Here is a 14372-nt window from a genome sequence, read left to right on the forward strand (position 1 = left end):
TGCTTTTCGGGACCGCTTCCAATGGCCAAGAAGCCCCAGATCGCCGCCGAAACCCGCCCCTGGCGCGATCCCGCCGCCAAGCCGTTCGTGCGCATCACCAACGTCACCAAGAAGTTCGGTGACATTTTCGCCGTCTCGGATGTGTCGCTCGACATCTACAAGGGCGAGCTTTTCTGCCTGCTCGGCGGTTCAGGCTCGGGCAAGTCGACGCTTCTGCGCATGCTCGCCGGCTTCGAGGAGCCGACGGCCGGGCGCATCGAGATCGACGGGCAGGACATGACCGGCGTGCCGCCCTACAACCGGCCGGTCAACATGATGTTCCAGTCCTACGCGCTCTTCCCGCACATGAGCGTCGAGCAGAACATCGCCTATGGCCTCAAGCGCGACCACATGGGCAAGGGCGAGATCGCCGACCGGGTCGCCGAGTTGCTGAAGCTCGTCAAGCTCGACGACTACGGCCGCAGGAAGCCCCATCAGCTCTCCGGAGGCCAGCGCCAGCGCGTGGCCCTTGCCCGCTCGCTCGCCAAGCGCCCCAAGCTCCTGCTGCTCGACGAGCCGCTGGGCGCCCTCGACAAGAAGCTGCGCGAGGAGACCCAGTTCGAGCTCGTCAAGATCCAGGAAACCCTCGGCGTCACCTTCATCGTCGTCACCCACGACCAGGAAGAGGCGATGAGCCTTGCCACGCGCATCGGGGTCATGAACTTCGGCGAGATCGCCATGATCGGCGAGCCGACCGACATCTACGAATTCCCCAATTCCAAGTTCGTCGCCGGCTTCATCGGCTCGGTCAACATGGTCGAGGGCGTCGTCGTCGAGGACGAGCCGGACCACGTGCGCATCCGCTCGGGCGAACTCGGTTGCGACATCTATGTCGACCACGGCGTCGACTGCGCGCCCGACCAGATCCTCTGGTGGGCCATTCGCCCGGAAAAGATCACCCTCTCGCGCGACAAGCCCGAGGCCTACAACGGCGCCAATGTCACCAAGGGCATCGTCGAGGACATCGGGTATCTGGGCGACATGAGCGTCTACCAGGTGGTCCTCGACAGCGGCAAGCGCCTGCGCGTCACGCAGACCAACACCGTGCGCGGCAATCCCGACGCCATCACCTGGGACGAACCGGTCTACGCCACCTGGGCGGGCTCGGCCGGCTCGGTGCTGACGGTATGAGCACGCTCGACGCCGATCTGCCGCCGCCGCGCCAGCGTCCCTGGTCGCTGATCGAGCGCAGCCTCGCCGGCATCGGCCTGTCGGGCCGCGCGCTCGTCATCTTCGCGCCGGCCCTGTGGCTCATCGTCTTCTTCCTCGTGCCGCTGGCCGTCGTCTTCGGCATCTCGCTCGCCGTCAAGCAGTTCGGCCGCCCGCCCTATACGGACCTGCTGACGGCCGAGGACGGCACCGTGCAGCTGACGCTGCATCTGTCCAACTACATCCGCCTCTTCACCGACGCGCTCTACGTCAACGCCTACCTCAACTCGATCAAGATCGCCGCCATCGCGACCGCCATCGCGCTCCTCATCGGCTATCCGATGGCCTATTTCATCGCCCGCACGCAGGACCCCTGGCGCAACATCCTCCTGATGCTGGTGATCCTGCCGTTCTGGACCTCGTTCCTCCTGCGCGTCTACGCGCTCGCCGGCTTCATGCGCGGCAATGGCGTCATCAACAATTTCCTCGGGCTCTTCGGTATCCCGCCGCTGGTGATGATGCAGACCGATTTCGCCGTCTATGTCGGCATCGTCTACACCTACCTGCCGTTCATGATCCTGCCGCTCTATACGACGCTGGTGAAGCTCGATCCGGCGCTGCTCGAAGCCTCGGCAGACCTCGGCGCCAAACCCTGGCGCACGTTCCTGTCGGTAACGCTCCCGCTTTCCATGCCCGGCATCATCGCCGGCTCCATGCTGGTCTTCATCCCGGCGATCGGCGAGTTCGTCATCCCCTCGCTCCTCGGCGGCCCCGGCACGCTGATGATCGGGCGCGTCCTCTGGGACGAGTTCTTCGCCAACACCAACTGGCCGCGCTCGGCGGCGGTCGCCATCGCCATGCTGGTGGTGGTGGTCGTGCCGATCATGCTGATGCAGCGCGCCCAGGATGCGGTCGTCGAGAGGAGGAAGTGATGCGGCGCGGCTGGTTCCTTCCTCTCGCGGCGGCACTGGGGTTCGTCTTCCTCTACGCCCCTATCGTCTCGCTCGTCGTCTTCTCGTTCAACGAGAACCGGCTGGTGACCGTCTGGTCCGGCTTCTCGCTGCGCTGGTATGGCGAGCTCTTCCGCGATCCCCAGATCCTCGGCGCGGCGTGGCTGAGCCTGCAGATCGCCGCCATCAGCGCCACCATCGCGCTGGTGCTGGGCACGCTCTGCGCCGTGGCGCTCGTGCGCTTCAAGCGCTTCCGCGGGCGCACGGCGCTTGCCGGGATGGTCTCGGCCCCGCTCGTCATGCCCGACGTCATCACCGGCCTCTCGCTGCTGCTGCTGTTCGTGGCCATGGAAGGCCTCTTCGGCTGGCCCTCCGGGCGCGGCATGCTGACCGTCACCATCGCCCACTCGACCTTCTGCATGGCCTATGTCTGCGTCGTGGTGCAGTCGCGCCTCTCCGACCTCGACCTCAGCCTCGAGGAAGCGGCCATGGACCTCGGCGCCACGCCGGCGCGCGTCTTCTTCGACATCACCCTGCCCATCATCGCGCCGGCGCTGGTCTCGGGCTGGCTCCTGGCGTTCACCCTCTCGCTCGACGACCTCGTCATTGCCTCGTTCGTTTCGGGTCCCGGCTCCTCGACCCTGCCCATGGTCATCTTCTCCAAGGTCCGCCTCGGCGTCTCACCCGACGTCAACGCGCTTGCCACCATCATCATCGGCATCGTCGCCCTCGGCGTCGTCGCCGCCACCATCTTCCAGCTCCGCGCCCGCCCGAAACGGGCGCGGGCCTGATCGACAGGAAAGGCGCGTCCTTCCGCCCAAATGCATGTCACAAACGGCGTGCCCGTCTCGTCTTGTCCTTGCCACCTGCCACGTAAGGACATCACCATGACGAGACCGAACCCTTTCATCGCCCACACCGCCCTCATCCAGCCGCTGGTCGACCTCGGCGCGAGCGTGCATTCCAGCCTCGATGCGGGCCTGTCGTTCCTCGTGCGCATCCGCGCCTCGCAGATCAACGGATGCACCGCGAGCCTCTTCAACAATCTCCGGCTGGCCCGTGAGAACGGCGAGAGCGAAGAGCGCCTCGGCGTGCTCGCCGCCTGGCGCCGCTCGCCGCTGTTTTCCAGCCGCGAGCGGGCAGCGCTTGCCTGGGCGGAAGCCCTCACCCTCGTCAGCGCCGCCGGCGTGCCCGACGATGTCTACAAGGCCTTCGCAGCCGAGTTCAGCGAGGAGGAACAGGTGAGGCTGACCCTCATGATCGCCCTGGTCAACGGCTTCAATCGCTTGGGAGTAGGCTTTGCCGTCGGCCACCCCCCGGTCGCGGCGGCCAAGGCCGCGTGAGGCCGCGATGCCGTCCACCGACGAGGCAGGCGCGGTCTTCGCCCCGCTGCGGCCGCGGCTCCTACGCGTCGCCTACCGCATGCTCGGGTCCCTGGCCGATGCCGAGGACGTGGTGCAGGACGCGTTCATCCGCTGGCACACCGCCGACCGCGCGGCGGTGCGTCAGCCGGAAGGCTTTCTGACGCGCATCGTCACCCGGCTTTGTCTCGACCAGTTGAAGTCGGCGCGCCGGCGGCGCGTGACCTATGTCGGTCCATGGCTGCCGGAGCCGTTCATCGATGCGCCTGCCGAGGACGAGCTGCTCGACGACATCACCCTGCCCCTGATGCTCGCGCTCGAGCGGCTCTCGCCGCTCGAGCGCGCCGCGTTCCTCCTCCATGACGTCTTCGGCGCCGACTTTGCCGAAATCGCCGAAACCATCGGCCGCACGCCGACGGCTTGCCGCCAGCTTGCCAGCCGCGCCCGCCTCGCGGTACGCGAGGCCAAACCGCGCTATCCGGTGCCACGCAAGGAAGCGATGGAGATCGCCGCCGCCTTCTTTGACGCCTCGCGCGGCGGCGACATGCAGCGCCTGCGCGCCCTGCTCTCGGCCGATGTCGTCGCCCATTCCGACGGCGGCGGCCGCAAGCCGGCGACGCCGGAGCCCGTCATCGGCATCGAAGCAGTCATGGCCGTGCACGAGCGGCTGGCCCTGTCCTTCGCCCGCGGCACATCGCAACTCGTGCGCTACGGCGTTATCGACGGCCTGCCGGGCTTCGTGACCATCGAGGAAGACGAGACGCTCCAGACCACCGCCCTGGCCCTCGATGCCGGACGGATCACCGCCATCTATATCGTGCGCAACCCAGACAAGCTGCGCCACATCGGGGCGTCGCGCCACTAAGGCCGTTCACGAAAATTGTGACTGGACAGGTCCGCCAAACCCACGCATGCTCACGACATGTTCAATCAGCGAAAGGAGGTGATCCAATGTCTCATGAGGTTACGGCTCGTAACGAAGGGCTTGGATTCAAGGTGGTCGTGTCGGAGGTAGCCCTCCGCTAGAAGCACCTGCTTCCTTTCGGCCGGCTTGCCGGCCGGGCCCTTGAAAGGCCGTGAAACTCAGGAAGGGCCGTCCTTTGCAGGACGGCCCTTTTTAATTTGCCGCGGGGACCATGGTCCGCCAGCGGTTATGGATACCGGAAATTAGAAGAGGGTCGCCAACAAGTTGCCGTCGGCGGGGGCGGAGATCAGCGCCGGCGAGGGTTCCGCGTGGGCTGTGATCACCAGGAATCCGAAGGCCACGGAGGCGGCGAGCGCCGCGTAGGCCAGAGCGGTTGCCAAGACTTTCATTCCGTCTCCCGACAGATGTTGTGAGTAAACTCTATCGGAACAGTCGGGAATTGGCAAGGTCACCATTTCGCCACAAACCGGCGGCGGAGGAATTTCATTCCTCTCTTGAAGCGCAAGGCCACAGGATTCAAACAGCCCCGCACATATCGATAAAATTTAATAACCGATTGCCCGCCAAATGCTAACAGTTGGTGAACGCAGCATCGGGGTGGGGCGCTAGATCGGCATGTCCTCGAGCTTGAGGGCGTCGGCCAACGTGGTGCTGTCGAGCACCCCGCGCGTCGCCAGCGCCACCCGCTCGAAAACGTGCCGCACCTCGCAGCTCGTCTCGTCCTGGCAATCCTCGCAGCGCCGGTAGGCGATCTTCGAGAGGCACGGCAGCGGCGCGACCGGCCCGTCGATGAGGCGCAACACCTCGCCGAACGTCACCTCCTCCGGCGCCTTGAGGAGCGCATAGCCGCCCGAGCGGCCTCTGAGGCTCATGACGATCCCGGCCCGCTTCAATTCGAGCAGGATCTGCTCGAGGAACTTCTTGGGGATCGCCTGCTCGCGCGAGATCTCCCCGATCATCATCGTCGCGCCCGTGCGCGTGCGCGACAGGGCGACCAGCGCGCGCAGGGCATATTTGGCCTTTTGCGAGATCATTGCGTACCTTCCTTACGCGGAATGCCCGGCCGCCGCGTCATTTGCGCGGCTCGGGCTCGACCGCCGGAACCTGGCGCTTTTCGGCTTGCGTCCCGTCAGCGTCTTCGCCGGTCTCCTCGGCAACCGGTTCGGTCTCCTCGTCGGCGGCAGGCGCGTCCTCCTCGCTTAAAGGCGGCAGGGGAACGGGCTCGTCGGGCAGCGGCTGGATGGATTGTTCTGCGGTTGGGGCCTGAGCCGCGCTCCGCTTCCTTGCCCTCGTCCTCTGCCGTGCTCCGCTCTTTTTACCCTCGACCGGCGGCTCATCCACAACCGCTTCGGGGACGTCGGGGGGAGGAGATTCGACCGGCGGCTCGGCTTCACCTTCCGGCTCGGCGTCGGCAGCGGGCGCGACGTCCACCGCGGCCTCGCCAGGAGGTACGTCGTCCGCGCCGGGCCTTGCGTCCTCCTCGTCCGCCGCCGGGCGGATGGCTGCGTCGATGACGTTCTCGGTCGGGGCGAGCCGGATCGCTTCGGCCACCGCCGCCGCCATCGCCTCGCGTTCGCCCTTGACCCAGGCGAGCATGCCGAGCCCGATCTCGCGCTCGCCCATGATGACGGTATCGGCCCCGAGATTGGCGAGATAGCTCTCCTCCTCCTCAGAATGGGCGCGCGCGATGATGCGGATGGCCGGGTTGAGCTTGCGGCCCTGCTCGACCACCTGCCCCGCTTCGAACGAATTGGGAATGGCGATGAGGAGGGTGCGCGCGCCCGCGATGTTGGCGAGCTTCAAGACGTCGACCGCCGCGGCGTTGCCCACCACCACCTCGATGCCCATGTCGCGCGCCGCCTTGATCGAGGTGTCGGAGTCCTCGATGACGACGAGCGGCGCGCCGGCGGCATGAAGGCCTTCCCCGACGACGCTGCCCACCCGCCCGAAACCGACAAGGATGGTGTGCTCGCTCTGGCTGGTGGGGCCGGCGGCCTCCTCCTCGTCCGCTTCCGCGTCGGCCTCTGCGGCCTCGCCGGAAGCAACCTGCGGCTCGGGCGCGACGCTCGACATGGCGTCGTTGGCCGTGACGGTCTCCGACGGCATCAGCGGGCCGTCGAACGGCTCCTCGGGCACCTGCCGGGCGGCCCTGCGCATGGCGATCCTGCTCTCGAGCCTTGGCCGCACGAAGTCGATCACCGCGAACACCAGCGGGTTGAGGATGATGGATATGAGCGCGCCCGCCAGAATGAGATCCTGCCCCTCGGGCGGCATCAGGGCGAGGGACACGCCGAGCGAAGCGAGGATGAATGAGAACTCGCCGATCTGCGCCAGGCTCGCCGAGATGGTCAGCGCCGTCGACACCGGCCGGCGGAACAGCACGACGATGGCGAAGGCCGCCAGCGACTTGCCGATGACGATGATGAAGACCGTGGCGATGAGCGGCAGCGGATTGGTGAGGATGATCGAGGGGTCGAACAGCATGCCGACCGATACGAAGAAGAGCACTGCGAACGCATCGCGCAGCGGCAGCGTCTCCTGGGCGGCGCGATGGCTGAGCTCGCTCTCCGACAGGATCATGCCGGCAAAGAACGCGCCCAGCGCCAGCGAGACGCCGAAGAGCATCGAAGAACCGAGCGCCACGCCGAGCGCAATGGCGAGGACCGCGAGGCGGAAGAGCTCGCGCGAGCCGGTATGGGCGGTGGCGTGCAGTGCCCAGGGGATGACCCGGCGCCCGACGATCAGCATGAAGCCGACGAAGGCGGCGACCTTGACGATGGTGAGCGCCAGAATGCCCCAGATGCCGACATCTATGCCGAGGATCCGCTCGACGAACGAGACGAACGGGTCGTGGACCGCGCTTTCCCCATTGCCGGCGAGCCCGGCGAGCGCCGCCATCAGCACCAGCGCCAGCACCATGGCGATATCCTCGACGATGAGCCAGCCGACGGCGATGCGCCCGCGCTCGGTCTCGATGAGGCGCCTGTCCTGCAGGGCCTTGAGGAGCACGACGGTCGAGGCGACGGAAAGGGCGAGGCCGAAGACCAGGCCGGCCGGAATGCTCCAGCCCATGAGCACGGCAAGCCCGAGGCCGAGGAGCGTCGCCACCGCCATCTGCGCGACGGCGCCGGGGATGGCGAGCGCGCGCACGCTCATCAGGTCGCGCAGCGAAAAATGCAGGCCGACGCCGAACATCAGGAGGATGACGCCGAGCTCGGCGAGCTCCAGGCCCAGCTCCTGATCGGCGACGAAACCGGGCGTGTTGGGACCGACGAGAATGCCGGCGAAGAGATAGCCGACGAGCGGCGGCAGGCGCAGGCGATTGGCGATCGCGCCGAAGATGAATGCCAATACGAGACCCGCGACGATCGTCGTGATCAGAGGGGTCTCGTGGTGCATTAAGGCCTCCGGGCAAACTCAGCGATGATGTAAATGTCTAGTGGCAAAATGGGGTATGAACACGTTTCGCGCAAGCATCTCGCCTGCCGAAAATTCACGCATCCGCCACAGGTTGGGCTGGCGTTTTCATGCGGGGCGATTCCGTCGCGGATGTGGCGGACGGGTTAAATCGACGTGATGCGGGGAATGACGACCGAGGGGGCATCAAAACATCCATACCCACCGGCCGTCATCCCAGCGAAAAGCCGGACCCAGTACACTCTGACCCGACGATTCTCGTGCGCTAACAACTTTGCCACCGGGTCATTCCCGCGAAAGCGGGAACCTCTGTTTTCCTATTGCGGTGCAGCAAACGGAGGTCCCCGCTTTCGCGGGGATGACCCTGGGGGGCGGGATTGCTGCGGTGAGAAAACCGGTTGAGCGGCTGGGCCCGGCTTACGCCGGGGTGACATCGGGGGTGGGAAGCATTGGGGGCGCCCCTGCCTCAACTCACGATGGTGATCTGCTCGGCCGCTCTTGTGATGCCGGTATAGAGCCAGCGGGCGCGCTCCTCGCGGAAGACGAAGCTTTCGTCGAACAGGAAGACCTTGTCCCACTGGCTGCCCTGCGCCTTGTGGACGGTGAGGCAGTAGCCGAAGGTGAACTCGTCGTATTGGCGGCGCTCAGGCCAGGCCATCTGGTCCTCCTCGCCGGAAAAGAACGCCTTGTGGGTGAGGACCTTGGCCTCCCCGCGACCTTCGTCGGCCCCGAGCAGCAGCTGGTAGCGGCCGTTGGCCTTGCGGCTCACTTCGGTGATGATCCAGATCTGCCCGTTGAGCAGGCGCTTCCTTGGATTGTTCCGCAGGCACACCAGCCGGTCGCCGATGACCGGTTCGTGGAACGGCAGGCCTTTCAATTCGCGCAGGCGGTCGTTGTACATGAGGCGCGTTTTGTTGCGCCCGACCAGCACCTGATCGGCATCGAGCACATCGCCGGTATCGATCGCGTCCCGGCCGATGACCCGGCTCTCGCCATATTGGCCGCGTTCGATCCGCCCGCCCTCGCGCACCTGCATGGAAAGGTGGATGATGGGGTTGTCGGCCGCCTGCCGGTGGATTTCGGTGAGCATGATATCGGGCTCGTCGGCAGTGAAGAACCCGGCCCCCTGCACCGGCGGCAGCTGGAAGGGGTCGCCGAGCACCAGCACCTTGACCCCGAAGGACAGAAGATCCTGCCCCAGTTGCTCGTCGACCATCGACACCTCGTCGATGACGATGAGGTCGGCGTCGGCCGCCGGGCTTTCCGGATCGAGCACGAACCGCGGTTCGCCCTCCTTTTCGCTGACCAGCGAATAGATGAGGGAATGGATGGTCTGCGCGCCCTTGCAGCCGCGCTTCCTCATGACGAGGGCGGCCTTGCCGGTGAAGGCGGCGTATTTGACGCTGTTGACCCCTTCGGCCAGGTGCCTTGCCAGCGTCGACTTGCCGGTGCCGGCCCAGCCGAAGAGGCGGAAGACCTGCGGCCCGTCCGTGTCCTTGAGCCAGGCCGAGACGGCCTTCAGGGCAGCGTCCTGCTGGGCCGACCAGGCAACCATCAGACGATCTGCGTCCTGACGGTGCCGATCCCTTCGATATCCCCCTCGATCACGTCGCCGGCAACGACCGCTCCAACGCCGGCAGGCGTGCCGGTGAAGACGAGGTCTCCGGCCTTCAGCGCCACGAACTGCGAGAGATAGGCGATCGTCTCGGCGACGGTCCAGATCTGGTCGGCAAGGTCGCCGCGCTGCCGCTCGGCGCCGTTGACGGCAAGCGTGATCGCACCCTTGTCCGGATGGCCGATCTTTTCGGCCGGCACGATTTCGCCGATCGGCGCGGAATGATCAAAGGCCTTGGCCATCTCCCATGGGCGGCCGGCTTTCTTGGCGGCGGCCTGCAGATCGCGGCGGGTGAGGTCGATGCCGGCGGCATAGCCATAGACATGGGCGAGCGCGTCTTCAACCTCGATGCCGAACCCGTCGCGCCCGATGGCGACGACGAGCTCGACCTCGTGGTGGAGGTCCTGCGTCTGCGGCGGGTAGGGCACGCTCCCTCCGCCGATCACCAGCGCATCGGCGGGCTTGGCGAAGAAGAATGGCGGATCCTTGGGATCATTGCCCATCTCGCGCGCGTGCTCGGCATAGTTGCGCCCGACGCAATAGACGCGCCGCACCGGAAAGAGCCCGCCGCCGGCAACGGGCACGGATACCTGCGCAGGGCGCGGAACGACGAACTCAGCCACGCTTGTACTCCTCGAGATAAGGGGCGAGCAGCACGAGATCGGCTTCGCTCAAGCGGTCCTGGGCGGTGAAGGACTGGTGCCAATAGGGATAGGGAAGCGGACGCTGGCTGACGGCGTCGAGCCGGGCGACCTCGTCGTCGCTGAGCTTTAGATCGGCGGCCTTGAGGTTATCGGCGAACTGCGCGTCGGTGCGCGCGCCCACGATCACCGACGAGACGCCCTTGCGCTGCAAAGCCCAAGCCAGCGAAACGACCGCGCCCGAAACGCCCCGCTCGGCGGCAACCGCATTGATGACATCGACGATGTCGTAGAGCCGCTCGGGATCGGGCACCGGCGGCTCGCGGAAACCGCGCACGTGTCGGCCGTCCTCGGGCTGGCTGGCGCGCGTGTACTTGCCCGAGAGCCACCCGCCGGCGAGCGGGCTCCAGACGAGTATGCCGAGCCCCTGGTCGACGGTGATCGGCTGCAGCTCGTATTCGGCCTCGCGCGAATAGAGGGTGTAGTGGATCTGCTGGGCGACGAACCGCTGGTAGCCGCGGCTGTCGGCGACGGCGAGCGCCTTCATCAGGTGCCAGCCCGAATAGTTCGAGCAGCCGATGTAGCGGACCTTCCCCTGCCGCACCAGGGTATCGAGGGCTTCCATCGTCTCCTCGAGGGGCGTCTGCCCGTCCCACTGATGGACCTGGTAGAGATCGATGACGTCGGTCTGGAGGCGTTTGAGGCTGCCCTCGCACTGGGCGATGATGTGGTGGCGCGACAGCCCGCGGTCATTGGGACCGTCGCCGAACGGAAAGCGCACCTTGGTGGCGATCAGCGCGCGCTGCCGCCGACCGCCGTCGCGCAGCACCTCGCCGGTGATCTCTTCCGAAACGCCCTTGTTGTAGACATTGGCGGTATCGATGAGGTTGATGCCTGCATCGAGGCACATGTCGATCTGCCGGGCGGCGCCGGTGACGTCCGTATCGCCCCACAGCCCGTCGCCGCCGAACGTCACCGTCCCGACGCTCAGCACCGAAACCTTGAGGCCCGACCGGCCGAGATAGCGGTAGTCCATTGCACCGACTCCTTCACGTCATGGGAGCGTTAAGGGCTACTGCGGCAGGGGACTCGGGTCAACGGCGGTGAAGCTGGCATGGATCAAGCCATGCAACCCCGACATGGCGTGCGCGGTTCGCCTAGCACCGACCTGGCACGAGCGAGGAGACCCGAGAATGGCCGCAACCGACATCATGCAAACCTGGCCCGAGGAATCGCGCGAAGCCGCCAAGCTGGTGCTCGACGCCTATGGCGAACCCGACGAGACGAGTCAAAGCCAGCTCATCTGGCACAAGGCCGGCCCCTGGAAGCGGATCGTCGCGAGCAAGGCGTTCTTCAACCACAACTTTCCCGCGCCCCACATCGACTCGGTCGAATCCTTCATCGACTATCACGTGCCGCCCGAGAAATTCTCCGACCTTGCCGCCTTCGACGGCAGCGTCATCGTCGAGCGCACCGCCGGCGAGGTTTCGGCGCGCTGCCACGACGAGCAGGCCAACTTCCTGGCGCTCAACCTGATGCACGATATCGTCACCGGCGCGAAGTCGGTCGAGGAGGCGCGCGCGTACTACGCCAAGGAATTCGCCGACTACCGGCGCAAGAAACCGACGCCCTACATGGAAAAGCTCCGCTTCACCCCCGATGGCCGCGACACCGCCGATCCCGACGAGCGCATGCTCTTCGACGAGGACCTGAAGAAAGCCCAGCAAGAGGGCAGGAAAGCGCACTAGGCGCGCCGATGGACTGGGGGCTACCGGCGTCTTCGGCCGGCGAAAGCGCAGGATGGCGGAGAGGGAGGGATTCGAACCCCCGATAGAGTTGCCCCTATGCCGCATTTCGAGTGCGGTGCATTCAACCGCTCTGCCACCTCTCCGCGAGGTCGTCATCGCCGGATGGGAATCCGCGCGACCGGTCGACAAGGCAGGGCTTATGGCATAGCAATCTGCCTGCCGCAACACCCCATTTGCGCATTCGCGGCAACGTTCGCAACCCTCGCTGAGCCCCATGCAGATGAGCCCGCTCTTCGTCTATGGAACGCTGCGTGATCCCGACATCCGCGCCGCGGTGCTCGGGCGCGATGTCGAGGCGGAGCCGGCGACCCTCCCCGGCTATCGCACGGTATTCTATCCCGGGCGGTCCTATCCGGCGCTGGCCCCGGCGCAAGGGCAGAGAGCGCATGGCCTGCTGCTGACGGGGCTGACTGGCGCGGATCTGGCCATGCTCGACGCCTTCGAGGCGCACGAGTACCGGCGGGACGCCGTTCGCGTCGCAACCGGGCGGGGGGCCGTTGTTGCGGAAACCTACATGCCCGTCGTCGAAATCGGCGCCGGAGCGCGCGAATGGACGCTCGAGGACTGGACGGTGCGTCACAAGACGGCGATGCTCGCCGGCGAGTTCGGCCACCGTCCGCAGCCGCGCTAGCGTACGATCACAAAACCGTTGGCGACGCCAACTTGCCGCAATAAATCCGCAAGGCTTGCGTAATCCGGGCGCACCAAGGGCAGTGCCATCCGGGACTTTTTCATTCAAGGGAGAATAAGATGGTCAAACGTCGTGACGTCGTCCTCGGCCTTTCCGCGCTGCCGGTGGCGCAGCTCGCAGGTGGAGCGCTCGGCCCTGTCCTGGCGCAGGAAGGGACCGAAGAGGAACCGGAAGAGGCCCCGCCCGAGGAGCAGGTGATGGAAGGCGACACGGTCGAGACCACCCAGGGCAATCTCGTCATCCGCCCCGTCGAGCATGCGAGCCTCCTGCTCGCCTGGGGCGGGCACGTGCTCTATGTCGATCCGGTCGGCGGGGCCGAGCTCTATGACGACCTGCCGGCCCCGACCGGCATCCTCATCACCCATGAGCACGGCGACCATTTCGACCTGCCGACTCTCGAGGCCGTCGCCGGGGAAGCGCCGCTGATCGTCAACGAGGCCGTCTACAACATGCTGCCCGAGGCGCTCCAGGCGCGCGCGACCGCCCTCGCCAATGGCGAGAGCGGCAGCGTCAGCGGCATCCAGGTGCGCGCCATCCCCGCCTACAACACCACGCCCGAGCGCCAGCAGTACCATCCGGAAGGGCGCGACAACGGCTATATCCTCACCTTCGCCGACAAGCTGGTCTATGTCGCCGGCGACACCGAGGACACCGAGGAGATGCGCGCGCTCTCCGGCATCGAGGTGGCGTTCATCCCCATGAACCTACCCTATACGATGGACGTCGAGCAGGCCGCCGACGCGGTCAACGCCTTCCAGCCGGCGATCGTCTATCCCTACCACTACCGCGGCAGCGACCTCGACGCCTTCGAGGAGCTGGTCCAGCCGCTGACCGAGGTGCGGCGCGGCGCCTGGTATCGCGAGGGCGAGGGCTGAAGGTTAAGCCCAAAAGGCTTGACTCACGGGGCGTTTCCATCGATAAGCCCCAACCGGAAGCGTGCCGGCCCTGGCTGGCGCGCGTTCGTTTTATGAAATCCGCTGCTCGAGGCCGCCTGCCGGACATCCGGCACTCTCGATGAAGCCCGCAGGACAAGGCAAATGCCTGCGGCGCCACAGGGCGCGACAGAACAAGGATCGGAACGGGAAAGTTCCGGTGCGTGGGAATATGACTTTTGCTGTGATCAAGACCGGCGGCAAACAATACAAGGTCGCCGCCAACGACGTCCTCAAGGTCGAAAAGATCGATGCCGAGCCCGGCTCGATCGTGACCTTCGAAGAGGTGCTGATGGTGGGCGACACCGTCGGCGCTCCGCTGGTGGATGGCGCGCTCGTCGCTGCCGAGCTGGTGGAAACCAAAAAGCAGAAGACGGTCATCATCTTCAAGAAGAACCGTCGCCACAATTATCGCCGCCGCAACGGCCACCGGCAGTTGCTGTCGACCGTGCGGATCACCGAGATCCTGACCGGCGGCAAGAAGCCGACGATCAAGGCCGCGGCCAAGGCCGAGAAGACCGAAACCGTTGCCGAGGCCAAGCCCGCCAAGGCTCCGGCCAAGAAGGCGGAGGCCAAGCCGGCCGAAGCCGCCGCGCCCGCGGCCGAGTTCAAGGACGACGTCAAGCTCATCGGCGGCGTCGGTCCGGCCCTGGAAAAGAAGCTCGCCGCCGCCGGCGTCACGAGCCTCACCCAGATCGCCGCCTGGACCGACGAGGACGTTGCCAAGTTCGACGCGGAGCTCAACTTCAAGGGTCGCATCGAACGCGAGGACTGGATCGGCCAGGCCAAGGATCTCATCGCCGGCAAGCCCCCGCGCGCCAAGGCGGACAAGGAATAAGGAGCT

At 66.2% G+C, this 14372-nt stretch carries 14 protein-coding genes, 1 tRNA gene and 1 pseudogene; 9 read left to right on the forward strand and 7 right to left on the reverse strand.

Features of this window, described 5'->3' with window-relative positions; genetic code table 11:
• Positions 1 to 21: 21 nt before the first annotated feature.
• The 5 genes from VE25_RS14930 to VE25_RS14950 all read left to right on the forward strand — a co-directional run bounded on the left by VE25_RS14930 (position 22) and on the right by VE25_RS14950 (position 4364).
• Positions 22 to 1170 carry an ABC transporter ATP-binding protein gene (locus VE25_RS14930; protein ID WP_046109430.1) on the forward strand — a complete coding sequence of 383 codons (1149 nt, stop codon included), beginning with the start codon at positions 22 to 24 and terminating at the stop codon, positions 1168 to 1170.
• Complete coding sequence (locus VE25_RS14935; protein ID WP_046109431.1) at positions 1167 to 2120, forward strand: ABC transporter permease subunit; 954 nt, start codon at positions 1167 to 1169, stop codon at positions 2118 to 2120. Before VE25_RS14930 ends, VE25_RS14935 begins: the two co-directional genes overlap by 4 nt.
• Complete coding sequence (locus VE25_RS14940; RefSeq protein ID WP_046109432.1) at positions 2120 to 2929, forward strand: ABC transporter permease subunit; 810 nt, start codon at positions 2120 to 2122, stop codon at positions 2927 to 2929. The genes VE25_RS14935 and VE25_RS14940 overlap by 1 nt, the downstream gene beginning before the upstream one ends.
• Positions 2930 to 3025: 96 nt before the next feature.
• Positions 3026 to 3481 carry a carboxymuconolactone decarboxylase family protein gene (locus tag VE25_RS14945; RefSeq protein ID WP_046109433.1) on the forward strand — a complete coding sequence of 152 codons (456 nt, stop codon included), beginning with the start codon at positions 3026 to 3028 and terminating at the stop codon, positions 3479 to 3481.
• A 7-nt stretch (positions 3482 to 3488) separates the two neighbouring features.
• The gene (locus VE25_RS14950) at positions 3489 to 4364 is read left to right on the forward strand and encodes a sigma-70 family RNA polymerase sigma factor (protein ID WP_046109434.1); all 876 of its coding nucleotides are present in this window, start codon (positions 3489 to 3491) and stop codon (positions 4362 to 4364) included.
• A gap of 302 nt (positions 4365 to 4666) precedes the next feature.
• On the opposite strand, the gene VE25_RS23010 is transcribed toward VE25_RS14950, so the two are convergent.
• The 6 genes and pseudogenes from VE25_RS23010 to VE25_RS14975 all read right to left on the reverse strand — a co-directional run bounded on the left by VE25_RS23010 (position 4667) and on the right by VE25_RS14975 (position 11133).
• Positions 4667 to 4813, reverse strand: coding sequence for a hypothetical protein (locus VE25_RS23010; protein ID WP_160299992.1), 147 nt, complete (start codon positions 4811 to 4813; stop codon positions 4667 to 4669).
• Between the two features lie 216 nt (positions 4814 to 5029).
• Positions 5030 to 5458, reverse strand: a complete 429-nt coding sequence (locus VE25_RS14955) for an RrF2 family transcriptional regulator (RefSeq protein WP_046109435.1) — start codon at positions 5456 to 5458, stop codon at positions 5030 to 5032.
• 556 nt (positions 5459 to 6014) lie between these two features.
• Positions 6015 to 7823 (reverse strand): annotated as a pseudogene (locus VE25_RS14960) (cation:proton antiporter domain-containing protein); the annotation flags it as partial.
• Positions 7824 to 8307: 484 nt separating this feature from the next.
• Complete coding sequence (locus VE25_RS14965) at positions 8308 to 9396, reverse strand: ATP-dependent DNA helicase (RefSeq protein ID WP_046109436.1); 1089 nt, start codon at positions 9394 to 9396, stop codon at positions 8308 to 8310.
• Positions 9396 to 10079: a fumarylacetoacetate hydrolase family protein gene (locus VE25_RS14970; RefSeq protein ID WP_046109437.1), complete on the reverse strand. Its 684-nt coding sequence runs from the start codon at positions 10077 to 10079 to the stop codon at positions 9396 to 9398. Before VE25_RS14970 ends, VE25_RS14965 begins: the two co-directional genes overlap by 1 nt.
• On the reverse strand, positions 10072 to 11133 hold the full coding sequence (locus VE25_RS14975; protein WP_046109438.1) for an aldo/keto reductase: 1062 nt from the start codon (positions 11131 to 11133) through the stop codon (positions 10072 to 10074). The genes VE25_RS14970 and VE25_RS14975 overlap by 8 nt, the downstream gene beginning before the upstream one ends.
• A gap of 157 nt (positions 11134 to 11290) precedes the next feature.
• Here VE25_RS14975 and VE25_RS14980 point away from each other — a divergent pair, with 157 nt between their 5' ends.
• Positions 11291 to 11845 (forward strand): hypothetical protein, encoded by a 555-nt coding sequence (locus tag VE25_RS14980; RefSeq protein ID WP_046109439.1) that lies wholly within the window; start codon positions 11291 to 11293, stop codon positions 11843 to 11845.
• 53 nt (positions 11846 to 11898) lie between these two features.
• Here the strand turns inward: VE25_RS14980 and VE25_RS14985 are convergent.
• Positions 11899 to 11988: transfer RNA gene (locus VE25_RS14985), tRNA-Ser, on the reverse strand.
• 137 nt (positions 11989 to 12125) lie between these two features.
• Here VE25_RS14985 and VE25_RS14990 point away from each other — a divergent pair.
• The 3 genes from VE25_RS14990 to VE25_RS15000 all read left to right on the forward strand — a co-directional run bounded on the left by VE25_RS14990 (position 12126) and on the right by VE25_RS15000 (position 14366).
• The gene (locus VE25_RS14990) at positions 12126 to 12536 is read left to right on the forward strand and encodes a gamma-glutamylcyclotransferase family protein (RefSeq protein ID WP_046109477.1); all 411 of its coding nucleotides are present in this window, start codon (positions 12126 to 12128) and stop codon (positions 12534 to 12536) included.
• 119 nt (positions 12537 to 12655) lie between these two features.
• The gene (locus VE25_RS14995; protein WP_244466940.1) at positions 12656 to 13471 is read left to right on the forward strand and encodes an MBL fold metallo-hydrolase; all 816 of its coding nucleotides are present in this window, start codon (positions 12656 to 12658) and stop codon (positions 13469 to 13471) included.
• Positions 13472 to 13700: 229 nt separating this feature from the next.
• Positions 13701 to 14366, forward strand: a complete 666-nt coding sequence (locus tag VE25_RS15000; RefSeq protein WP_046109440.1) for a 50S ribosomal protein L21 — start codon at positions 13701 to 13703, stop codon at positions 14364 to 14366.
• Positions 14367 to 14372 lie beyond the last annotated feature (6 nt).

Source organism: Devosia geojensis (assembly GCF_000969415.1).
Lineage (GTDB): Bacteria > Pseudomonadota > Alphaproteobacteria > Rhizobiales > Devosiaceae > Devosia > Devosia geojensis.

Bases quoted from the DNA above. Each gene is read 5' to 3' on its own strand.
- VE25_RS14930 (WP_046109430.1), top strand. From the start codon at position 22: ATGGCCAAGAAGCCCCAGATCGCCGCCGAAACCCGCCCCTGGCGCGAT.
- VE25_RS14935 (WP_046109431.1), top strand. From the start codon at position 1,167: ATGAGCACGCTCGACGCCGATCTGCCGCCGCCGCGCCAGCGTCCCTGG.
- VE25_RS14940 (WP_046109432.1), top strand. From the start codon at position 2,120: ATGCGGCGCGGCTGGTTCCTTCCTCTCGCGGCGGCACTGGGGTTCGTC.
- VE25_RS14945 (WP_046109433.1), top strand. From the start codon at position 3,026: ATGACGAGACCGAACCCTTTCATCGCCCACACCGCCCTCATCCAGCCG.
- VE25_RS14950 (WP_046109434.1), top strand. From the start codon at position 3,489: ATGCCGTCCACCGACGAGGCAGGCGCGGTCTTCGCCCCGCTGCGGCCG.
- VE25_RS23010 (WP_160299992.1), bottom strand. From the start codon at position 4,813: ATGAAAGTCTTGGCAACCGCTCTGGCCTACGCGGCGCTCGCCGCCTCC.
- VE25_RS14955 (WP_046109435.1), bottom strand. From the start codon at position 5,458: ATGATCTCGCAAAAGGCCAAATATGCCCTGCGCGCGCTGGTCGCCCTG.
- VE25_RS14965 (WP_046109436.1), bottom strand. From the start codon at position 9,396: ATGGTTGCCTGGTCGGCCCAGCAGGACGCTGCCCTGAAGGCCGTCTCG.
- VE25_RS14975 (WP_046109438.1), bottom strand. From the start codon at position 11,133: ATGGACTACCGCTATCTCGGCCGGTCGGGCCTCAAGGTTTCGGTGCTG.
- VE25_RS14980 (WP_046109439.1), top strand. From the start codon at position 11,291: ATGGCCGCAACCGACATCATGCAAACCTGGCCCGAGGAATCGCGCGAA.
- VE25_RS14990 (WP_046109477.1), top strand. From the start codon at position 12,126: ATGAGCCCGCTCTTCGTCTATGGAACGCTGCGTGATCCCGACATCCGC.
- VE25_RS14995 (WP_244466940.1), top strand. From the start codon at position 12,656: ATGGTCAAACGTCGTGACGTCGTCCTCGGCCTTTCCGCGCTGCCGGTG.
- VE25_RS15000 (WP_046109440.1), top strand. From the start codon at position 13,701: ATGACTTTTGCTGTGATCAAGACCGGCGGCAAACAATACAAGGTCGCC.